General features: G+C 36.4%; 19 protein-coding genes. 10 read left to right on the top strand and 9 right to left on the bottom strand.

Features of this window, described 5'->3' with window-relative positions:
* Nucleotides 1-152 precede the first annotated feature (152 nt).
* From OPU68_RS17870 to OPU68_RS17850, 5 genes are all read left to right on the top strand, one after another.
* Entirely contained in the window at nucleotides 153-2,534 is a 2,382-nt protein-coding gene (locus tag OPU68_RS17870; RefSeq protein ID WP_498475282.1) for a TonB-dependent receptor, read from the top strand.
* 43 nt (nucleotides 2,535-2,577) lie between these two features.
* The gene (locus tag OPU68_RS17865; RefSeq protein WP_498475281.1) at nucleotides 2,578-3,144 is read left to right on the top strand and encodes a hypothetical protein; all 567 of its coding nucleotides are present in this window, start codon (nucleotides 2,578-2,580) and stop codon (nucleotides 3,142-3,144) included.
* Between the two features lie 220 nt (nucleotides 3,145-3,364).
* The gene (locus tag OPU68_RS17860; protein ID WP_498475280.1) at nucleotides 3,365-5,116 is read left to right on the top strand and encodes a phage tail-like protein; all 1,752 of its coding nucleotides are present in this window, start codon (nucleotides 3,365-3,367) and stop codon (nucleotides 5,114-5,116) included.
* Between the two features lie 33 nt (nucleotides 5,117-5,149).
* Entirely contained in the window at nucleotides 5,150-5,662 is a 513-nt protein-coding gene (locus tag OPU68_RS17855; RefSeq protein ID WP_498475278.1) for a phage tail-like protein, read from the top strand.
* Nucleotides 5,663-5,769: 107 nt separating this feature from the next.
* Nucleotides 5,770-7,104, top strand: coding sequence for a trigger factor (locus tag OPU68_RS17850; RefSeq protein WP_498475277.1), 1,335 nt, complete (start codon nucleotides 5,770-5,772; stop codon nucleotides 7,102-7,104).
* Between the two features lie 50 nt (nucleotides 7,105-7,154).
* Here OPU68_RS17850 and OPU68_RS17845 read toward each other — a convergent pair whose 3' ends face one another.
* Both OPU68_RS17845 and OPU68_RS17840 read right to left on the bottom strand, forming a co-directional pair.
* On the bottom strand, nucleotides 7,155-7,676 hold the full coding sequence (locus OPU68_RS17845; protein WP_498475276.1) for a DUF4269 domain-containing protein: 522 nt from the start codon (nucleotides 7,674-7,676) through the stop codon (nucleotides 7,155-7,157).
* A gap of 12 nt (nucleotides 7,677-7,688) precedes the next feature.
* Nucleotides 7,689-8,576 carry a M23 family metallopeptidase gene (locus tag OPU68_RS17840; RefSeq protein ID WP_498475275.1) on the bottom strand — a complete coding sequence of 296 codons (888 nt, stop codon included), beginning with the start codon at nucleotides 8,574-8,576 and terminating at the stop codon, nucleotides 7,689-7,691.
* 211 nt (nucleotides 8,577-8,787) lie between these two features.
* Between OPU68_RS17840 and OPU68_RS17835 the strand changes: the two genes are divergently transcribed.
* Together OPU68_RS17835 and OPU68_RS17830 are read left to right on the top strand one after the other, a co-directional pair.
* Nucleotides 8,788-9,804 carry an NAD(P)H-dependent glycerol-3-phosphate dehydrogenase gene (locus OPU68_RS17835; RefSeq protein WP_498475274.1) on the top strand — a complete coding sequence of 339 codons (1,017 nt, stop codon included), beginning with the start codon at nucleotides 8,788-8,790 and terminating at the stop codon, nucleotides 9,802-9,804.
* 90 nt (nucleotides 9,805-9,894) lie between these two features.
* Nucleotides 9,895-10,233, top strand: coding sequence for a YkvA family protein (locus OPU68_RS17830; protein WP_498475273.1), 339 nt, complete (start codon nucleotides 9,895-9,897; stop codon nucleotides 10,231-10,233).
* Nucleotides 10,234-10,272: 39 nt separating this feature from the next.
* On the opposite strand, the gene OPU68_RS17825 is transcribed toward OPU68_RS17830, so the two are convergent.
* The 4 genes from OPU68_RS17825 to OPU68_RS17810 form a co-directional block, all read right to left on the bottom strand.
* The gene (locus OPU68_RS17825) at nucleotides 10,273-10,521 is read right to left on the bottom strand and encodes a NifU family protein (RefSeq protein ID WP_498475272.1); all 249 of its coding nucleotides are present in this window, start codon (nucleotides 10,519-10,521) and stop codon (nucleotides 10,273-10,275) included.
* Nucleotides 10,522-10,591: 70 nt separating this feature from the next.
* On the bottom strand, nucleotides 10,592-11,695 hold the full coding sequence (locus tag OPU68_RS17820; RefSeq protein WP_498475271.1) for an Mrp/NBP35 family ATP-binding protein: 1,104 nt from the start codon (nucleotides 11,693-11,695) through the stop codon (nucleotides 10,592-10,594).
* A 236-nt stretch (nucleotides 11,696-11,931) separates the two neighbouring features.
* The gene (locus tag OPU68_RS17815; protein WP_498475270.1) at nucleotides 11,932-12,267 is read right to left on the bottom strand and encodes a DUF3276 family protein; all 336 of its coding nucleotides are present in this window, start codon (nucleotides 12,265-12,267) and stop codon (nucleotides 11,932-11,934) included.
* A 138-nt stretch (nucleotides 12,268-12,405) separates the two neighbouring features.
* Entirely contained in the window at nucleotides 12,406-14,094 is a 1,689-nt protein-coding gene (locus OPU68_RS17810; RefSeq protein ID WP_498475269.1) for an ABC transporter ATP-binding protein, read from the bottom strand.
* Nucleotides 14,095-14,690: 596 nt separating this feature from the next.
* Here OPU68_RS17810 and mqo point away from each other — a divergent pair.
* From mqo to OPU68_RS17795, 3 genes are read left to right on the top strand one after another with little or no spacing between them, the layout of a single operon-like run.
* Nucleotides 14,691-16,172, top strand: coding sequence for a malate dehydrogenase (quinone) (gene mqo, locus OPU68_RS17805; RefSeq protein ID WP_498475268.1), 1,482 nt, complete (start codon nucleotides 14,691-14,693; stop codon nucleotides 16,170-16,172).
* Entirely contained in the window at nucleotides 16,172-16,648 is a 477-nt protein-coding gene (locus tag OPU68_RS17800; RefSeq protein ID WP_498475267.1) for a GNAT family N-acetyltransferase, read from the top strand. Before mqo ends, OPU68_RS17800 begins: the two co-directional genes overlap by 1 nt.
* Nucleotides 16,649-17,044 carry a hypothetical protein gene (locus tag OPU68_RS17795; protein ID WP_498475266.1) on the top strand — a complete coding sequence of 132 codons (396 nt, stop codon included), beginning with the start codon at nucleotides 16,649-16,651 and terminating at the stop codon, nucleotides 17,042-17,044. It begins immediately after the preceding gene.
* A gap of 39 nt (nucleotides 17,045-17,083) precedes the next feature.
* Here the strand turns inward: OPU68_RS17795 and dapA are convergent, their stop codons facing one another.
* The 3 genes from dapA to OPU68_RS17780 all read right to left on the bottom strand — a co-directional run bounded on the left by dapA (nucleotide 17,084) and on the right by OPU68_RS17780 (nucleotide 21,080).
* On the bottom strand, nucleotides 17,084-17,959 hold the full coding sequence (gene dapA / locus OPU68_RS17790) for a 4-hydroxy-tetrahydrodipicolinate synthase (protein WP_498475265.1): 876 nt from the start codon (nucleotides 17,957-17,959) through the stop codon (nucleotides 17,084-17,086).
* An 80-nt stretch (nucleotides 17,960-18,039) separates the two neighbouring features.
* Nucleotides 18,040-19,554 (bottom strand): hypothetical protein, encoded by a 1,515-nt coding sequence (locus OPU68_RS17785; protein ID WP_498475264.1) that lies wholly within the window; start codon nucleotides 19,552-19,554, stop codon nucleotides 18,040-18,042.
* Complete coding sequence (locus OPU68_RS17780; protein ID WP_498475263.1) at nucleotides 19,551-21,080, bottom strand: hypothetical protein; 1,530 nt, start codon at nucleotides 21,078-21,080, stop codon at nucleotides 19,551-19,553. Before OPU68_RS17780 ends, OPU68_RS17785 begins: the two co-directional genes overlap by 4 nt.
* Between the last annotated feature and the right edge of the window lie 92 nt (nucleotides 21,081-21,172).

Raw genomic sequence — 21,172 nt, 5'->3', positions numbered from 1 at the left:
CTTTGGTCGAATCATTTTTTTTGATTTGGGCAGCTTTATCCGTTTGGAATTTAGGCTTCTATAACTTGATGGTCAAGAATATCTGTCAATAATTAATTCCAAAATTTCACAGAAGTACATTGTACTTTTTACATTATACATTTTACGAAAAAATGAAATATATTATTAGCCTGATGCTGATCTGTTTTGGATTTGCATTCATCTCTGCTCAATATTCAGTTGAAGGAATTGCGCAGGATTTTCACGACAAAACACCTTTGGAAAATGTCGTGATTTCTTTTGGGAAATATTCAGCAAAAACGGATAAATCAGGAGCTTTCAAAATCAAAAACGTTTCTGCAGGAACATACACTTTGACGGCTTCTCATCCGGATTGCGACAATTATTCTGAGAGTTTTACGGTTGGGAAAGATCTTCATCTGACGATCAATCTTGAGCATCATGTGAACGAAATCCAGTCTGTGACGCTTCACGGTAATCATAAGAACAATGGAACGATGGTTGTGAAAACCCTCGACAAATCAGAAATCGACAGGAATTCTACCGAAAATCTGGGGAATCTTCTGAAAAATATCTCAGGTGTCAGCGGTTTGAAAACAGGAAACAATATCGTAAAACCTGTGATTCACGGACTTTACGGAAGCCGGATATCTATCATCAATAATGGTGTGAGAATGCAGGAACAGGAATGGGGAATTGAGCATGCACCAAATATCGATGTCAATAATTTTCAACACATTGATGTAATTAAAGGTGCATCTGCATTGAGATACGGAAGTGATGCCATTGGCGGCGTTGTCGTTTTGGAACCGGAAATTTTCCCTAAAAAAGATACTTTGAAAGGTTCAGTTAATCTTTCCGGAATCTCGAATGGGAGAGGTTTGGGAATTGATGTCAATATCGCTAAAATCTGGAAAAACGGCTGGGCTGTAAAATCCGGCGGAAGCATTAGAAAGGTTGGGGATCAAAGTACGCCGGATTATAATCTGAAAAATACAGGTTCGGATTTTTCTTCTTTTAATTTTACTTTGCAGAAGAATACTTTCAAAAGTGGTTTTTCTTTCGATTATTATCTGACAAATCAGAATCTTGGGATTTTGCGGGATTCACACGTTTCCACACCTCGTGATTATTACGAAGCGATGAATACGCCGGTTCCGTTTTATTCCGGCAATTTCAGTTATGAGATTGATAATCCGAGACAATTGATAGAACATCATCTGGCTAAGATTTCAGCTTTTAATCGTTTTGAAAATATTGGAAAGGTATCGGCAACTTATAGTTTTCAGTATAATCACCGCCAGGAATTTGATTTAAGAAGAGGCGATCTTAGTGCGATTCCATCTTTGGATTTGGCTTTGATGACGCATCAATTCAATATCAATGATCTTTTGGAAAGAGAAAAATGGTCTTTGGAAACGGGAATTGATGCCAGTTTTCAGAACAATTATTCTGATCCGGCAACGCAAGCAAGAAGATTGATTCCTAATTATGATAAATATTCAGCGGGAATTTATTCTGTTTTCAAATATAAAATCACACCGGAACTGAATGCTGAAGCCGGAATCCGATATGATCACAATTATTATGATGTGACCAAATGGTATGACAAAAGCGATTGGGAAAATCTGTACGCAGATTCTTATCCCGAATTTTATGTGAGAACCAACGCCAACAGGGTGTTGACAAGGCCAAAATTAACTTATCAGAATCTCTCATACAATGCCGGTTTGGAATATCATCCTTCCAATAATTTTAATCTCAAACTGAACTATGCAAAAGTTGGCAGAACACCGAATATTGCTGAGTTATTTTCAGATGGCCTGCATCATTCTGCGGCGATCATCGAGAAAGGAAATATGAGTGTCAAAAATGAAGAAGGAAACCAATTCAATTTGGTGGCAGATGCTAGATTTGATATTCTGCAAGGTTTGGATATTTCTATTAATCCTTACTATTTCAGTACGAAAAATTTCATCAATCAGATTCCGGATGGAACTTTGCAGCTAACGCAGGCCGGATCTTTTCCGGTTTGGATTTATCAACAGATTGATTCGAAAATGTATGGTTTGGACGTGGATATTAATTTTAACCTTACAGAAAATTTCACTTATAAAGGAAGAGGCGCGTATGTTCGGGGACAGGATGAAACCCACGATGAGCCTTTGATTCTGATGATGCCGATTAATTTTTCCAATGCATTGCAATTCAACAAAAAGAAATGGAATGGATTGTATTTAAATGTTGAGAATCAAATATTTGTAGATCAGAAACGTTATCCTGTTCATAATTTGGAATTTACAGATTATGTTGCGGGAGAAGAAGTGACAACGGTTGTTGACATCAGTACGCCACCGAAAACCTATTCAATCTGGAATGCGCAGATGGGAATTGATATTGCAAAAAACTTTTCAGCAGGGCTGACGGTTAATAATATTTTCAATATTTCTTACAGGGATTATCTGAACAGGATGCGACTTTTTGCCAATGATATGGGCAGAAACTTCATTCTGAATTTCAGATACAAATTTTAAAAATTCAATTAAAAAATCAATCAATTATTAAAAAATTTAAACAATGAAAAATAAATTCAATTTCAACAAATTAGTAAGTTTTTTAGCAGCATTATTTTTAATCTTCAATGTGATTTCTTGTCAAAGAGACGAGGATGTTGCGGCGGATGATCTGCCTCAGGAAGAACTGACGAATATCGTTCTGAATGTGAAAGATATTACCACGGGAACTTCACAATCCTACAATTATATCATAGGTTCTGCTGCGCCGGTAATTGCTTTGACAGACGGGAAATCTTATGAAGTAACAACCATTTTCAAAAACGGAAACGAAGACGTAACACAGGAAATAAAAGATGCAAAAGACGAACATTTCTTAATTTTCGATTTCCCAAAATCCACTGTTAATTTGACAAGACTGGACACAAGTTCTTCTACCGGAGCTTTAGGGAAAGTTGGACTCATTACAAAATGGGATGTTGTGAAAGTGGTAAACCAATCTTCACCATTATTAAAATTAACTCTGATCCACGAGCCGGCATCTGCCAGCGAAGCCCAAAACGGAACAGCTTGGGGAAGTGTAACAGGAGGCGAGACGGATGCTGAAGCTACATTTGGTTTGAGCAATTAAGCTTTTAGAAACTTTAAAAATAAGAATGTCTCTTTTGAGACATTCTTATTTTTGGATGGTAAGTTAGCTCGTCAAAAATTCAATTATTTTCTATTATTAATATTAATTAACAATAAATATTTTGTTATTGATAAATAAGTGTTACATTTGTTGCTTAATCATTGAAAATTAACACACTTCAATGAAATTTATTTGATTTATTAAAATTAAATATAAAACGATGATTAATTATTTATTTAAGAATAATGTTTTTACATTATTGCTATTCCTGCTGTCCTTTGATTGCTATTCCCAATGTACAGGTTGTACTGTTACAAATCCTACAAGCAGCAATTATACTTTTGCGACAAATAGTGTCGTCTGTTTCACTGCGGGCACTACTACTATGAGTGATGTGGCCTTCCAGAATAATTCCAAAATCTGCATTGCCTCTGGTGCGACTCTTATTATTCAAAATAATATTAACTCCACAAGTGGAACCAATGTCACTTTCGAAATTGCAGGAACTTTGCAGTTCAACCAAAGCCCGAACATCAATTCCAGCCTTACGGTCAATATCGCAAATGGCGGTATTCTTCGAGCAGGCTCAAACGGAAATAATAATTTTACGTTTTCCGGAACAAATAATACGGTTATTAATAATGGGACTATAGATATGGGTGTCTTGGGATTCAGTGGTAATGGAACCAATCTGGTTGATAATTACAATCTACTTTCCATCACACAGAACATTAATATTTCCGGCACAACGACTTTCCGAAATTTTGGAATCATAAACGTCGGCGCCAGTTATAATAACAACAGTACAAGTACATATCTTAATTGTGGAACAATCAATTCTACAGTTGGATATAATTTGGGAGGAGGTAAGATTATAAATACCGGTACCTTTAATGTAGGAACTGGTTCTATTGATATGGCCGGAAACAGCAGGCTGGAAAATTACGGTACTTTTTATTCTAAAGGAATCATAAACGGAGCCAACACTTCTGTGATCTATAACGAAGGACTGATGAAGATTACAACCTGGCAGCCAAACGGCGCGACGATGAATGGCCCGACATCATCATCCAAGAAGGGCTACACTTATTTTCTAAATACGGTAAATCCAAATGGGGCGAAGATTGGACCCAATCTGGATCTGACAAAATATTCCCAGTATGAAGCAACAATGATAAAAGCTGGTACACAGGGTCAAAGCGCCATCTTCAATTCTACACCAACGTACATTAACTCTTCAGGGACTACAACTACAGCGGCGCTGGCAAATGTCACCTATGATTGTGCAGGAAGTGGAACCTGTAGCGCGCCTGTTGTTACGGTGACCAACATCTGTACGAATACAGACGGAAGTTTCCCGCCAGTTGCGAATAATGATACATTTGCCATCAATGCAGGATCTTCATCTGCGACATCTGTTCTGGCGAATGATTTGGAACAATATAATGGGGCAGCAGCAACCACATCCAATGTTATTCTGACGCAGGTTTCAGCATCCAATCCCAATGTAACGCTAAACACTGCAACTGGTTTGGTTCAGGTAGGATCTGGTATTGCATCCGGAACTTACACAATTAATTATCAGATTTGCCGCACCAGTTTGACAAGCAGTTGCAGCACGGCAATCGTTACGGTTAATGTCACAGGAGTTGCATCCGCAGTTTGCTATAAACCGGGAATTACATCCGGAACTTCGCTGTCAACAAATGAAGGTATTACATCTTTGGCAAGAGCAAATCCGGGTGACGCCAATTGGCCTGGTGTCCGAAAAGGTGCTTGGGTCATACTGGAATCTAAAACCAAAGGTTTTGTGCTGAATAGACTGACAACCGCACAAGTTTCAGCAATCCCAACTGCAGATATTAAGGAAGGAATGATGGTCTATAACACGACGCTTAACTGTCTTCAAATTAATACAGATGGGACAGCTGCAGGTTGGAAATGTTTTGATACTCAGACCTGTCCTGATTAGGCAAATTTAATAACACACAAACACACATACAAAATGAAAAACTTTTATTTACTGAATTTTATTCTGATTTTCAACATGTTTAATGCGCAGGTAGCTATTGGGAAAATAACGTTGGAGTCAGCATCCTCTTCTCTGGAGTTTGGATCTGAAAATAGAGGCTTGGTTCTTCCCTGGGCAACCAGCGCGGCTAGTGTAGCAGATGTTGTAAACGGAACTCTTATTTTTGATATTAATGATAAAAAAACTAAAGTTTACTCTGGTAATGCCTGGAAAGATCTCACAATTGCCATAAACGGAGCCGCGGAAACCTCTTTGCAGGATGGCTTGGCAGAGCAGACGAATGCTAAAGTTGCCATTGGCGCTTTAAGTTCTACACCGGGAATTTTAGTTTTGGAAGATTCCAACAAAGCTATGATCCTCCCAAAAGTGGCGAGTCCACACCTTAATATTGTTGCTCCGACACCCGGAATGATTGTTTACGACACGGTGAAAAAAATGCTTTTGGTTTTCAACGGAACAGTGTGGACTTTTTGGAAAGCATCTTAAAATTTTAAATTTCAAAACTTTATGATTTTTTTATAGGAATGCAGAGTGTATTTAATTTTGAAGTTCCTCAGAATTTGCCTACTTTTGCAACTTAAAAATTTCAATTAATGAACGTTACAGCTACAAACCATGACGATGTAAGTGCATTGCTTACGGTAACATTGGAAAAATCTGATTATAAAGAAAAAGTTGAAAAACAACTGCTTAACTATGCAAAAAATGCACAGGTTCCTGGATTCAGAAAAGGAAAAGTGCCATTGAGTATGGTTAAAAAACAATATGAAGCTGGCATCGCTTTCGAAGAGATCAACAAACAGGTTTCTGAAGCGTTGAACGGTTATGTAAGTGAGAACAAACTTAGATTGGTAGGTCAGCCGGTTCCTCAGCCAGTAAACGATTTCGATCACAATGCAGAATCTTTGTCTGTAGCTTTCGAAGTTGGATACGAGCCGGAATTCACTGTTGATCTTTCTAAATATGAAGCACCTCATTACAAAGTAGAAGCTTCTGATAAAGAAATCTCTACTAGTGTTGAGAATATGCAAAAGCGTTTCGCAGAGAGATTACCGGAAGAAAAAATCGGTAAAGATTCTTACGTAGCTTTGGAAATTGCTCAGGTTGTAGAAGAAGGTGCAGAAGGCGAGCACAATCACGCTCCAAAAAACGTAACCATTTCTAAAGACCAGAAAGAAGCTTACGATTTGGTGAAAAAATTGAAAAAAGACGAATCTGTAAAAGTTTCTAAAGAAGACCTGCAAGCTAAAGAAGAATTGGCGACTCAGTTAGGTTTCTCCAAAGAAGATGCAGAACACCTTCACCACAATGAGGTTGAGGTTACAGTGAAAGATATCTACGGATTGAAATTGGCTGAACTTGACCAAGAGTTGTTCGACAAAGTTTACGGTAAAGACGTGATCACAACTGAAGAAGAATTGAAAGCCAGAGTGAAAACTGAATTGGATGAATATTTCCAACAAAATGCAGATGTTCATTTCGTAAACAAGATTCTTCAGCAAGTTAATGAGAAGGAAGAAATCAAATTACCTGAAGCATTCTTGATCAAATGGTTGTTATTCTCAAACCAGAACATTACTTCTGAAGAGCAGGCAAAAGAAATTCTTGAAAACGAGAAGAACATTATCAAAGGTCAAATCCTAGAAGGAAAATTGATGAACGATAATGATATCCAGTTGGATTATGCGGAAGTTCTTGGACAAGCGGAGCAATTGGTAAGAAACCAATTAGCAATCTACGGAATCCACCACTTAGGTGATGATGAAGTTCAGAAATATGCAGCAGAAATGTTAAAAGACGAAAACCAGGTAAGACAAATCTCCTCTGAGGTTGCTATGGCAAAATTGAAAGATGTGATCTTGGAAAAATCTAAAAAGAAAGAAACAACAATATCTCACGATGAGTTTCTTGAAGAATTAAAGAAATAATTAATTCTTAGTTATAAATTAAAAGCGATCCAGATTTTGGGTCGCTTTTTTTATGTTTGATAGTTTAAAAGTTCTTCATACGGATTTCCTGTTAGTTCTAACAACTGGGCAAAAGCAGGTTCGGTTTTAAAACCTTGCTCTTTTAGTTCAATAATTTTTAAGCGAAATTTTTTACCTTTTTTTTCCAGAATTTCAAATTCCTTAATCATATGAAGGTAAGCATTCTGAAGATTTGTAGGCTTATCCTGAGCGAATATTTCCACTGGAAATTCCTCTAATTCGAATTTACAAATCAGCGATTCTACGTCATTTATTTCTAAAATTTCAATGCTGAATTGATTCTTATCCTGAAATATTTTGATCAATAATTTCTTTAAAACTTTGAGATCATTCGTTTCCAGAATAACATCAAGGTCACTGTTTTTGATATTAATATTAATTGGAAAAGTGCCTGCGAGGATAGGATTATACATCTGAAGTTTTTGAAAGATCTGACTGTTTTCTAAAACCTGAAATATCCTTTTCTGAATCTCAGATCCATTTTTCAAATATTCCAAATTCAGAAAATTCATTAGTAATAGTTTTTAAAAATTCAAAAACAATCTCGGATTGATCGGCTGATTATTCTTATGAACTTCATAATGAAGATGAGGTCCTGTTGAACGACCTGTATTTCCGGATTTTGCAATGATCTGTCCCACTTTCACTCGGTCATTAGCCTCAACTAAAATCTCTGAAAGATGACCATACAACGTTGCTAAACCATTCCCATGTTCTATGATGACACAGTTTCCGTACCCACCTTTCACGCCGGCGAAAATCACTTTTCCTGAAGCGGCACATTTTACAGGGCTTCCGTAAGCTACAGCCACGTCCAGTCCTTTGTGAAACTGCATTTGGTCTTTCTCGGCTGGCGCGTTGATGGAGGCATTTTTGTCTTCTTTTACGATTGCCTGTCTTTTAATGACGTTTCCAAGACTGTCTTTCTCCTCAGCAACATTTGATTGAGCAACAACTTTTGAAGCATCAGTTTTAGGTGGAATTGGATTTTTTCTAATACCGAAGTTAGAAGAAATATAGCCGTCTGTCGGGATTCCCAAAGGAACCTGCTGTAATTTTTGTTCCAGGTCAATCAGGTATTGGCTGTATCTGTTACTTACTTTTGCGAGATAAACTTCATTTTGAAGGCTGTCTTTAGCGAGATTTTCTATTCGGAGGTCAGATACATTTTTTGATTTCAAAAATCCGTCTATGCTTCTAATGCTTTGATCTACGATGGCCAAATCGGTTTTCAACTGTAGATGATCAATGCTGTCTTTTTCGTTATTGATCTTTACAATATTGACCTGGTACACTTTATTATCGATTCCGTTATACAACTTTGCAATGACCAACGCCTGTACAAAACAAGCTGCTAATAGCAAAATCAGAACTATATTTTTTTTCTTTTTCGATTTCAGAAAGTTGACCATTAATCTGGGTTTTAAAATGGATTGCAAAAATAGGAATTTTTTATTTTTATCGATGTTAATAATGTTCGTGAGGGTATTTATGATCAATAGAAGTTAATTATTCTTAAAATATTTCTAAAATGGAAATTAGATTTATATAAATTCACAAATTACATTAGATTTGTAACCTTGGAAAGTAATAGATATTTACAAATGAAAATGCAGAAAAAGTATGAGTAAGAAATTGACTAAATCATCTAATAATGTGCGAGTAGGCGTTTTGGGTAGCGGAAGTTTTGCAACAGCTATCGTAAAAATGCTGGTAGAAAACTGTAAAACCGTACACTGGTGCGTGCGAAACGAATTTGTAAAAGGCGCCATTGAGCAGCGTGGACACAACCCAACTTATCTCACAACGGTTTCTTTCAATCTGAAAAAATTACAGATTACAACGGATATCAATGAACTGGTTTCAAATTGTGATGTGATTATCCTTGCCGTTCCTTCCATCTATCTGGCAGAATCTATGGAGAAGATGACCTGCGCGTACGAAGGGAAACTGTTCTGCTCTGCCATCAAAGGTATAGTTCCAAAGCATAATGATATTGTTGCCCATTATTTAAAAGATCAATTCAAAATCGGATTCAAAAATCAGGCGGTCATTGCTGGTCCTTGCCACGCGGAAGAAGTGGCGATGGAAAGACTTTCTTATCTTACGGTTGCGGTTGCAGAAAAAGAAGATGCCGAAGTTTTGCAAAGTATTTTGTCGTCCTATTATATTAAGGTCAACACAAGCTGTGATATTCTCGGAAACGAATATTCCGCCATTCTGAAAAATATCTACGCGATAGGAGCGGGTATTGCCAGCGGTTTGGGCTATGGAGACAACTTCATAGCAGTTTATGTTTCCAATGCAATCCGTGAAATGGAAACTTTTCTCCAGGCCATTTATCCCGAAAAGAGAGATGTGAATGATAGTGCCTACCTGGGAGATTTGATTGTAACAGCATATTCTCTATTCTCAAGAAACAGAAACCTCGGAAACCTGATTGGAAAAGGCTATACAGTAAAATCTGCAATCCAGTCTATGAGTATGGTCGCAGAAGGCTACTACGCCACAAAAGGGATTTACTCAATCTGTGAAGAAAAAAAGCTGAAGCTGCCGATCATCAATGCGATTTATGACATTTTGTACGAAGGAAAAAGTGCAGAAAAGCAATTTGCAAAGCTGACAGATAAATTGACCTAGTAATTAATTAACAAAACATTACGATTTTCTATGAATTGATTGGAATAGAATTTGCGAAATTTAAAATGTCGAAAAAAAATAAACACATAAATGAAATATTCAAAATTAAAACTGGCTCAGGAAGCCATCAAGCACAAAGGATTTCTGCAAAAGATTCCTTCTGTGGTACGGATGTTTAAACTTTGGTACAGAGGTGAATATAAAATGAAATTCACAGATGTATTGATTCCAGCTCTGGCATTAGTGTATGTTATCTCGCCGATAGATATTATTCCGGATTTTGTTCCTGTTGTAGGAGCACTGGATGATTTGGCAATATTAGCATTGGCAATTCCAATGCTGATGAAAGAGGTAGATAAGTTTCTTCTTTGGGAAAGTCAACTTAGAAAAGGAACTTCTCAAATTCAGGACGCTGAAATAGTAGAATAAAAAAATCCCGATTCGTAACTGAATCGGGATTTTTTATTTTTAAACGCTGATGATTTCTTCTATTTCCGGAGCATGCTGTTTGATGGTGCTTTCCACACCCAGCTTCAAAGTGGAACTGCTGATGCCACAACTGGAACAGTGTCCCAAAAGTTTGACATAAACTTTGTTGTCCTGAACATCTACCAATTCTATATCGCCGCCATCTTTCTGTAGAAACGGACGAATACTCTCCAAAGCTTCCATTACTTTGGTTACCAGTTCTTCCTGAATTTGACTTGTATTATCCATTTTATATATTTTCTTTTTAACTACCTCCGATTTTACTGCTATCAGCAAAAAGCCAATCGCCAAAAGCTTATTACTTTTTCGGAGAACAACCTGCCATCGTTGTAATTTTTACAGCTTCTGTTGCAGGTAGATTTTTGTTTCTTTCTACCAGACTTTCTATCATATTCTGAGCTGTTTTGATATAGATCTCAGAAATTTTGGAATTTTCTTGCAATGCGGCTGGTCTTCCAACGTCACCAGCTTCTCTTATGCTCTGTATTAATGGAATCTCTCCCAAAACAGGAATTCCCAAATCCTCGGCCATAAACTGAGCACCTTGTTTGCCAAAGATATAATATTTATTATCAGGTAATTCCTCAGGCGTGAAATAAGCCATATTTTCTATCAATCCCAAAACCGGAATGTTGATACTTTCCATATTGAACATCGCGATTCCCTTTCTCACATCCGCCAAAGCAACGTGTTGAGGCGTACTCACAATCACAGCGCCAGTTACCGGAACTTCTTGAATGATAGACAAATGAATGTCGCCAGTTCCTGGAGGAAGGTCAATCAACAAGAAATCCAATTCGCCCCAATCTGCATCACGAATCATCTGATTCAAGGCTTTGGAAGCCATTGGTCCTCTCCAGACTACGGCTTGATTTGCACCTGAGAAATATCCGATGGACAGCATTTTCACACCGTAATTCTCTATTGGTTTCATCAGGTTTCTGCCGTTTACTTCTACTGAGATTGGTTTTTGGCCTTCCGTATCAAGCATTGTTGGGACGGATGGTCCGTAGATATCCGCATCCAGCAATCCAACTTTGAAACCCATTTTTGCCAACGTTACCGCAAGGTTCGCCGCAACAGTAGATTTTCCAACGCCACCTTTTCCGGAAGCGATGGCAATGATATTTTGAATACCGGCGATTTGCTTTCCTTTGATTTCGTTCACCGGTGTTGCAGGCAATTCAGGAGAAGTAATCTTTAATTTAAGATTCACTTGTTCGCCAAATTCTGAAGCAAAAGCCTGCTTCATAGCAACTTCCAGTTTCTTTTTCTCGTGCATTGCCGGAGAATGAGCCGTCATATCAATATAAATATCGTCTCCCATCACCTGGAAATTATTCACCAGATCTTCTACTTCTATCTCTTTCAGGAAATCCTGAACCCTTGATTTCGTCAGCATAAAAATTTTGATTCTTAAAGCAACAAATTTACGGATTTTAAAATTAATTTAGAATCAATACGATTTGTGATTTTGTCTATGTTGATGATTTTTGGCAAGTGTGTTGGTTGAAGTGTTTGCGATAAATAGAACTTAAGTTAACGACTTTCAAATAAAACATTAACTTTTGATCTTTGTAATATCAGAGTTTTATAATAAAAAAGCGCATTTTATGAATGCGCTGTGATCTTTTTTATTTAAACTTCCTCGTCAGATTCTATCGTAAAAGATTTTGATTTGAAGTCTTTATCATGTCTTTCAGAGATGACATCTTCACCTTTTTGCTGAATGATGAAGTCTGTAGATTCATTGAATAATTCCTGAAAACTTTTGAAATCTTCTTTGTAAAGGTAGATTTTATGTTTCTCAAAAGTTGCTTCTCCGTTCTCTCCGAAATTCTTTTTGCTTTCGGTAATGGTTAAGTAATAGTCACCTGCTTTTGTCTCCCGCACATCAAAGAAATACGTTCTTCTGCCTGCTTTCAACACCTTAGTGAAAATCTCATTCTCATGTCGTTCCTTAAATTCACTCATCGTTATATATTTTTTAGAAATCTGTATTAACAAATATAACAGAATTCTCGGAAATTCAAAATGTTTTGTTAATAAAACCTTTAATATTGCTAATTTTCTTAAATTTTTGATAAAATTATTAACGATATGTTAGAGAAATTAATTCAGATATAAAATCTCATCAGCTCTTTTGGCACTTGATTCTCTGTGGGTTATGATGATAGAAGTTGTGGTTTTAAGATCCTTATCGATGTTTTGCAAAATGTTTTCCTCAGTCTCAGTATCCAAGGCAGACAGGCAGTCATCGAAGATCAGAATATTCGGTTGTTTTATCATTGCTCTTGCTATACAAATCCTCTGTTTCTGCCCACCAGACAGCATTACACCACGTTCGCCAACCATAGTTTCGTACTGTTCTTTGAATTCTTCAATGTTTTTATGAACGTCTGCTTTTTTCGCCATTTCTACGACCAAGCTGTGATTTGGCTTGTCAATCGCAAACCCGATATTATTCTCGATCGTGTCAGAAAAAAGATAACTTTCCTGTGGTGTGTAACCCAATTGATCTCGGTATAATTTCAGATTATGAGTTTTAAGATTTTTACCGTCGATAAGGATTTCGCCTTCGTCTGGATCGATTAATCGACAAATTAGTTGTGCGATCGTGGATTTTCCACTTCCGGTTTTTCCCATTATCGCAAGGGATTTTCCTGCATCCACTTTGAAACTTAGATTATCAACAGCTTTGATTCCCGTATTTGGATAAGTGTAACTCACGTTTCGGAATTCTATTTCGCCACTGATTGGGTAAGTTTCTGAATTGGTATTAATAATATCGGATTTCACATCCATAAACTCATTCACACGCTGCATACTGGCTTCTGCTCTTTGATTGACAGATGTTACCCAGCCAAGCATCGAGAAAGGGAAAATCAACATGTTGATATACATAAAGAAATCAGCGATTGTCCCGACGCTCATTTCACCTGCGATATATTTGTGTCCGCCGATATAAAGAATGGCAACATTCAGAAGTCCGACAACGAAAAGGATGATCGTGAAAAAATAAGCTTCGGTTCTTGCAAGATCTAAGGCTTTGTCCTGATAATCCTTAACTTTAATCCCATAGTTTTTCTCAATATATTTTTCTTTACTGAAGAATTTCACAACACGGATTCCGGAAAAACTATCCTGTACGAAAGTCGAAATACCTGACTGACTTTTCTGCATTACCTTCGATTTCTTATTGATGATGTCACTCACTTTGTAAATTCCAAAAGAAAGAATCGGCAGCGGAACCAAAGTCCAAAGCGTCATCTGAACATCAGTCATAAACATGTAAACACTCGTGATAATCAGCAAAATAATAAGATTGACCACATACATTACGCCTGGTCCAAGATACATTCTGATGGCAACTACATCTTCGCTCAATCGGTTCATCAAGTCACCAATTGTTGTCTTTTTATAATCGGTTACAGATAATTCCTGGTAATGCGTGTAGATCTTGTTTTTGAGTTCGTATTCTATTCTTCTGGAGGCAACGATGATCGTCTGTCTCATCATAAAAGTGAACAATCCTGAAAGCAATGAACAACCAATTAATATTCCTGAATTAATAAAGATAATTCTGAAATAAGCCCAGTTGTTTTTCACATTATCAATCAATCCTGCTTCGTCTGATAATTTGAGCGTCGAGTAATTTTTCTCGATGATATTAATGGTTTGTCCGATATACTGGATCTTATATATCGCAAAGAAATTACTCAGAATAATGAATAAAAATCCCCAAAATAATAAGACGCGGTGTTTCCAGAAATATGGATTAAGTGTTTTTAAAGCTTTCATACTTTTTGCTTTGATTTTCCAAAGGCGATGCAAAAATAATGATTTAAAATTTCAGAAAAGATTTTAAAACCGGAATTGAGATTTACTTAACAAATGATATGAATTTATAAACTCGATGGTGGAAAATACCAAATCCTTGGGAATCCTTATTGGATAAGGGTTATTGGAATAAGCGATTACCTTAGGGGGTGGTTCCGAAGGGGGGTATACCCGGTTCCGAACCACCCTTAACCCGGTTGCTCAAGTGGTCGCAGGTGGTTCTGAAATGGTCAAAGCCGGTTGTCTAAGTGGCTGAGGGCGGTTCGGAAGTGGCTGAGGGCGGTTGTATAAGTGGTTGAGAGTGGTTGTTTAAATGGTAAGAGGTGGTTATCAACCGGCTAAAGGTGGTTGGTCAAGTGGTTGCAGCCATTTCCGAACCACCTTCAGCCACTTGAATGAATGGTCAAAGCCACTTAGGTAACCTGTTGAAGACATTAGAGAACCTGTCGAGGGCTGTTTTCGGGATTTCTTAACAAATGGTAAGTCTATTTATTGTACGAAAAAGTCTTTAAAATTACAATTATCAGTATTTTTGTACTCGAAAAATTTAATTAAAAATGAATCCGAAACCTAAATACGATGTTGTACTGATCGGTGGTGGAATAATGAGTGCAACTTTGGCAACAATGCTTCACGAGTTCGACCCGAAACTGGAAATTGCAATCTTCGAAAGACTGGAAAAAGTAGCCAAAGAAAGTTCATCTGCCTGGAACAATGCAGGCACAGGACATTCCGCTTTTTGCGAACTGAATTATACGCCGGAAAAAGACGGCAAAATCGATATCAAGAAAGCAGAATATATTGCCGAACAATTTGAAGTTTCCAAACAGTTCTGGTCGTATTTAATCAACAAAGGCATTATTGATAATCCAAAAGAATTCATCAATTCCTGTCCGCATATGAGTTTCGTTTTCGGTGAAAAAGACGTTAATTATCTTAAAAAAAGACACGAAGCCCTTTTGAAATCACCGCTTTTCGAAGGAATGGAGTTTTCCGATGATCACGAGAAACTGACAGAATGGATTCCATTAATGATGCAGAAAAGAATGGCTTCCGATCAATTGGCAGCAACCAAAATGGATCTTGGAACCGATGTTGACTTTGGAAAGTTAACCGTAAAATTAATTGAACATCTGGACAAAACCGAATCTGTAGAAGTTTTCACCTACCACGAAGTCAAAGAGATAGAGGCCGACGGAAAAGGCAGCTGGAATCTGGAAGTGAACGACAGAAAGAATCTCCACAAACAAACTGTGAATGCAGATTTCGTATTCATCGGAGCTGGTGGTTATGCATTGCCACTTTTGGATAGTTCAGGAATCGAGGAAAGTAAAGGTTATGGTGGATTCCCAATCAGTGGACAATGGCTTGTAAGTACAAATCCGGAACTGGTAGAAAAACACAATGCGAAAGTTTACACTCAAGCTACAGTTGGTGCGCCTCCAATGTCTGTTCCTCATTTGGATCTCAGAATTATTGATGGCGAAAAAGCACTTCTTTTTGGTCCATTCGCAGGATTCTCAACCAAATTTTTAAGAGAAGGCAGTTATCTGGATCTTCCGGAAAGTGTCAATTTCAAAAATATACGTTCATTGTTCGGCGTTTGGTGGCACAATATGCCTTTAACGAGATATCTGATCCAACAAGTAACGATGAGCAAATCTCAGAGAATGTCGCATTTAAGAGATTTCGTAACCGACGCTCAGGAAAAAGACTGGGAACTTAGAACAGCCGGACAAAGAGTTCAGATCATCAAAAGAGATCGTTTTGAAGGTGGAAGACTGGAATTTGGAACTGAGGTTGTCGTAAATAAAGATAAAAATATAGCCTCACTTTTGGGAGCTTCTCCCGGAGCAAGTACGTCTGCATTCGCCATGATTATGGTTTTGGAAAACTGTTTTGCTGATAAACTGAAAACCGATTGGAAAGATAAATTGGTAGAAATGGTTCCGAGCTATGGTAAAAAACTAGCTGAATATCCTGAATTGATTAAGGAAATAAGAGATTACTCTAAAGAAAAACTGGAACTGGAATATTAATGATCACTTTATCTTTTTATAAATCTGAGGATTTTGAGGACCTTACAAGTTACGCTTTGGATGAGCTTCAAAGTCAATTTACTGCGATGCCAAAAGCGACTTTGGAAATTATAAAAGAGAAAAATACGGGCGACAAATTCCCTGTTAGTATTTTTTATCAAAATAAAGCAGTTGGTTTTTTCGTGCTGGATTTCGGGTCAGATAAATTTGAATTAACCGAAAATGAAAACTCAACACTATTAAGATCATTATCAATTAATCCTGATTATCAGGGAAAAGGAATTGGCAAAAAAGCAATGATTATACTTTCGGATTTTGTAAAAGAAAATTTTCCTGAATGTGACGAAGTTGTGCTGGCCGTTAATTTTAATAATAAAAGTGCTTACGATTTGTACTTGAAATGTGGTTTCAAGGATGAAGGTAAAAGCAGAGAAATGAGTAAAGGATTTCAACATCTTTTATCTAAAAGAATTTAAATGAGCGAAACGATTGTAAAACCAAAGATCGATGAAGAGATTCTTAAAAAACTTCAATCAGAGACGATAGAGGAGAAGCAGGTAATTTTGCATTGCTGCTACAAGTCGGAGTTTTTTCTTGAAGAGAAGATCAGAATCTGGTCATCTACATATTTGATCGACAGGAATTCTGATCATATTTCCAAGCTGATTCATTTCGAAAATATCAGTTTGTTTCCTGCCTGGACAGATGTTCCGCACGGAAAAGAATATTGGTTTACGCTTGTTTTCGCAGGATTGCCAAAAGATTGTAAAGTATTCGATTTTATAGAACTAATTCCTCAGAATAATGGTTTCTTTGAAGAAGGTATTGTGAGAAATGGTTCTGATGTTTATAAAATCAGATTAGATATGTAAAAATAAAAAGGTTCAGAAATTTCTGAACCTTTTTTGTTATTATGAAAGCTTTTCCATTTCCGCTTTAATCTTTTCCTGCAAACCTTCGGATGCTGCTACCAGCGGAAGTCTGAGGTAATTTTTGATAATTCCTTTTTCAGCCAGAATAGTTTTCACGCCGCAAGGGTTTCCTTCTGCAAAAATCAATCTTGTGATTTCTACCAGCGAGTTATGGATCTTGTAAGCTTCATCTACTTCACGGCTTAGCGCAAACTTTACCATTGTAGAAAATTCTTTCGGATAAGCCTGACCGATTACGGAAATTACACCGTCTCCACCAGCCAAAGTTACCGGCAAAGTATATTCGTCGTCTCCGGACATCAGAGAGAAATTCTCTGGTTTTTGTCTCAGGATATCGAAATATTGAAGGATATTCGGAGCCGCTTCTTTTACCATAAAAAGATTGGGGAACTCATTGGCCAAACGTAAAGTCGTGGAAGCTTCCACATTTTGTCCGGTTCTTCCAGGAACATTGTAAATGATAATTTTCGCACCAGTTTCTGCCAAAGCTTTATAATGCTGGTAAAGTCCTTCCTGGTTAGGTTTATTATAATATGGAGAAACAGAAAGAACGGCATCGAAATCTGACAAATCTGTTTCTTTGATTTGCTGTACGACTTGTGCCGTATTATTTCCGCCGATTCCTAAAACCAAAGGCAATCTGTTGTTATTGATCTTTGTGATATGCGCAATTACCTTCTCCTTTTCCTCCTTGGAAAGCGTTGCAGCCTCAGCTGTAGTTCCCAAAACAACCAGGAAATTAGTTCCGTTGTCTATATTATAATCGATTAATTTGGTAAGAGAATCAAAATCTACAGAAAGATCTTCATTGAAAGGTGTTACCAAAGCCACACCTACGCCTTTTAACTGACCCATTTTTATATTAAATTTAATTTTTCCAAATTTAATTTATTTTAAACGAATTATGAACTTATATAATCTGAAAAATTTCCCAATTAATATTTGAGCTGGTAAATAGTGATAGAATCATATTCTTTTTGCCAGGTTTTGATCGGGTTTTTATAAGTATTTATGACATTATAATTGTTTAAATCCAAAGAATCAACTTTGTCTTTTGTCATAGAATTTTTGATGAAATAAGTTGGTTTCCCATTTCGGACTTTCACGAAAATCCCAATGAAACTGTAATCGTCATCTTTAATAAATGCTGAGGGAAGGTTGACATAATTGATATTGTTCTTCCTCAAAAACTGATCAAATTTCAAAGTTGATATGTCATCAAAAAATGTTTTGTTGGCGACCAATCCATCTGCAGGAATAATGTTCATATCAGAATAAAAAGCAAATTTCCCAGGAAAATCGTAGGTAAAGATTCTTGAGTTTGGGGATAAAGTCTTTTTGATATTTTCTGCAAAGACCTTCACTTCGTCTTGATTTCTGTCAGATATTTCAGAGTTTTCATCCATCAAAGTAAATTGAAGACTGAAATTACTGCTCATTTTGAAATAGCCAATGCCGCAGGAAACCAGAATTCCTAAAATTAAAGTGGGATAAATAAGATAATTGGAATTTCTGTTTTTTATTAATAAAGTAATCAAATCGCCAATTAATAATATCAAAACAAAAGTCTGTGCAACGTAATACCATTGCCCAATCTGAGACTGAAAGCCAATGTTGTAAAGAATTTGAATTAATGAACCTAATGCGAAAAATAACTTGAGAGAGCGGAGATTTATTTTCTTAATGAAGATCAAAATTAATATCGAAATCACATTGATCCCTAAAAAAAACTTACTGATAATGGATAAGAAAATATGAGGCTGGAGATTCGGGAAAGAACTTTTGATTCGTCCGCTGATTGGAACCAAACTGCCAAACCAATAGAAATTACTCAAAAGGTAAGCGCCGCAAATCAGTAAAATAACAACTCCGGACTTTAAGAATACATTATAATCCCATTTTCTGTAGATCAAATAATAGATTCCTAAAAATGCCAGTAGAAAAACATTGTCCAATCTGCTGAGAAACACAAGCGAAAATAAGAGCCCGAACAGCCAATCGTTGCTTTTCTCTTTAGCCAAAAACCAAAGCAGAAAGCAGAAACAGAACAGATTGAGATGTGCCTCGATAAGATAAAGCGTACCGAAACTAAAAAATAGGATACTGATGCAGAAATAACCAATGATTTTCCCAACCAGATTATCATTGAAAAAAACTTCCAGCTTTTTGAAACTTAATAAAACAAAAATTACCTGAATCGCCCAAAGAATGTAAACCACATCTTGCTTTGAAAAAGGATTTAAGCAATCTGCTATTGTACAGATAATCATCCAAAGTGGATGATAACCGTTTGTTAGATAAAGATCATTAAAATAAGAACCTTTCCCATTTGCAATATTAAATGCTATCTGAGGATAGAAAAAGCCATCGTCCGCAGGAAATTTTGCAGGATTGAAAAGAAAAAAGACCGCAGCCAGGCAGAAGAAAAAATATAGTAGACGCTGATTCATTTTATAATTTTATAAACTTTGATACTGTCATAGTTCGTTTGCCAAAATTTTGCAGGATTCTCAAATGTTGCAATCGGTACAAAATCGTTAAGGTCAATTTCTGAAACCCTTTTTTTTTCTTTTGAGTTTTTGATGAAATATTTAAGATCATTTTTGTAACCGGAAACGTCCATTCCAACGAAGGAAAATGTTCCTTTTCTGGAAGCAAAATAGCTGGGTAATATGAGATAGTCAATTTTATTTTTTAGCATATAAGACTGAAAAGTTGACCCCGAGATTTCATTAAAAAAAGATTCATTCCCGACCAATCCATCTGCGGGGATGAAGTTTCTATCAGAATAAAAAGCATATTTGCCGGGAAAATCATAGACATATATACGTGAGCCAGAATTTGTGATTTTGCTTATTTGCTCTGTTGCAGCTTTTATAGGCTCCTGACTGTAGAACGATAGTTGTTGAGAATCTGAGAAGAAAAATTTTTCAAAGCTGAAATTTCCACCCATTTTCAGAGCCGGAATCATCATTGAAAAAATAAAGAGAAGACTGCATATTCCTATTTTGATGTAAGAAGGAATTTTGACTTTTGACCAATCGAAAATGTCGTAAAGCAAGAATCCTAAAGCAAGCATTTGGCTGACAAAATACCATTGCATCACCTCGTTCTGGAAAAGAATATTATACAGTAATAGTGAAAAGCTCCCTGTCAGAAAATATAATTTGAGAGTTCTGTTATTGATGTTTTTAGAAATTATTAGTAAAATATAATAAGCTAAAATGCTTGCGACAAATATCTTCTGCCATAGTCCTAAGATGATTTCTGATTTAATGTGCGGAAAAGTGCTTTTTATTCTTCCGCTTATTGGAACAATGCTCCCGAAAAAATAGAGATTGGAAATGATGTAAGGGAATACTAGTAATGTAAATCCCGATAACATATTAAGGAATGATAAAAATTTCCAACTTCTGAAATGCCAGTAATAAATTCCTAATGGAATAATTATGAAAATATTATCCAATCTAGCTAAGAACAAAACACTGCAAAGAAGCCCGAATGAAAAATCATTCGTTTTTTGTCTTTGTAAAAAATTGAGAATCAGGCAGAGACTCAAAAGATTAAGATGTGCTTCTGTAAGATAAAAAGTTCCAATTCCTAAAAATGCAATGCTCAGGACAATTATAACAAGAAAACGCTGAAAATTATTCTTAAAAAAAGGAGTAATCAAATGAATGCTCAGAAAGAAAAAAAGAACTTGAAATGTCCACAGGATATAAACGACATCTTGCTTAGCAAACGGATTTATCAACTCTGCCAATACACAGCAAACCATCCAAAGCGGATGATAACCGTTGGTAAGATAAAGGTCATTGAAATATGAGCCTTTTGCATGAACAATATTAAATGCAATCTGAGGATAGAAAAAACCATCGTCAGCAGGAAATTTTGCAGGATTGAAAAGAAAAAATACCGAGGATAAGCAATAAATAAAGTAAAGACTGTATTTGGGGTAATTCCAAAAATTAACCATAAGAGAATCTTGCTAAAAAACAAAAGTAAGAAAAATAGGTGTAATATGCTTTGGTAAAGACAATCTGATATTATAGATTTGCTGAAAATATT

Source organism: Chryseobacterium sp. TB1-D10 (assembly GCF_059803555.1).
This window is presented reverse-complemented; position numbering and strand designations above follow the sequence as displayed.

Coding starts and splice junctions, on each gene's coding strand:
- OPU68_RS17860 (WP_498475280.1), top strand. CDS start 3,365: ATGATTAATTATTTATTTAAGAATAATGTTTTTACATTATTGCTATTC.
- OPU68_RS17865 (WP_498475281.1), top strand. CDS start 2,578: ATGAAAAATAAATTCAATTTCAACAAATTAGTAAGTTTTTTAGCAGCA.
- OPU68_RS17785 (WP_498475264.1), bottom strand. CDS start 19,554: ATGAATCAGCGTCTACTATATTTTTTCTTCTGCCTGGCTGCGGTCTTT.
- OPU68_RS17845 (WP_498475276.1), bottom strand. CDS start 7,676: ATGAATTTTCTGAATTTGGAATATTTGAAAAATGGATCTGAGATTCAG.
- OPU68_RS17855 (WP_498475278.1), top strand. CDS start 5,150: ATGAAAAACTTTTATTTACTGAATTTTATTCTGATTTTCAACATGTTT.
- OPU68_RS17825 (WP_498475272.1), bottom strand. CDS start 10,521: ATGGATAATACAAGTCAAATTCAGGAAGAACTGGTAACCAAAGTAATG.
- mqo (WP_498475268.1), top strand. CDS start 14,691: ATGAATCCGAAACCTAAATACGATGTTGTACTGATCGGTGGTGGAATA.
- OPU68_RS17795 (WP_498475266.1), top strand. CDS start 16,649: ATGAGCGAAACGATTGTAAAACCAAAGATCGATGAAGAGATTCTTAAA.
- OPU68_RS17850 (WP_498475277.1), top strand. CDS start 5,770: ATGAACGTTACAGCTACAAACCATGACGATGTAAGTGCATTGCTTACG.
- OPU68_RS17870 (WP_498475282.1), top strand. CDS start 153: ATGAAATATATTATTAGCCTGATGCTGATCTGTTTTGGATTTGCATTC.
- OPU68_RS17800 (WP_498475267.1), top strand. CDS start 16,172: ATGATCACTTTATCTTTTTATAAATCTGAGGATTTTGAGGACCTTACA.
- OPU68_RS17815 (WP_498475270.1), bottom strand. CDS start 12,267: ATGAGTGAATTTAAGGAACGACATGAGAATGAGATTTTCACTAAGGTG.
- OPU68_RS17835 (WP_498475274.1), top strand. CDS start 8,788: ATGAGTAAGAAATTGACTAAATCATCTAATAATGTGCGAGTAGGCGTT.
- OPU68_RS17810 (WP_498475269.1), bottom strand. CDS start 14,094: ATGAAAGCTTTAAAAACACTTAATCCATATTTCTGGAAACACCGCGTC.
- OPU68_RS17780 (WP_498475263.1), bottom strand. CDS start 21,080: ATGGTTAATTTTTGGAATTACCCCAAATACAGTCTTTACTTTATTTAT.
- OPU68_RS17820 (WP_498475271.1), bottom strand. CDS start 11,695: ATGCTGACGAAATCAAGGGTTCAGGATTTCCTGAAAGAGATAGAAGTA.
- dapA (WP_498475265.1), bottom strand. CDS start 17,959: ATGGGTCAGTTAAAAGGCGTAGGTGTGGCTTTGGTAACACCTTTCAAT.
- OPU68_RS17840 (WP_498475275.1), bottom strand. CDS start 8,576: ATGGTCAACTTTCTGAAATCGAAAAAGAAAAAAAATATAGTTCTGATT.
- OPU68_RS17830 (WP_498475273.1), top strand. CDS start 9,895: ATGAAATATTCAAAATTAAAACTGGCTCAGGAAGCCATCAAGCACAAA.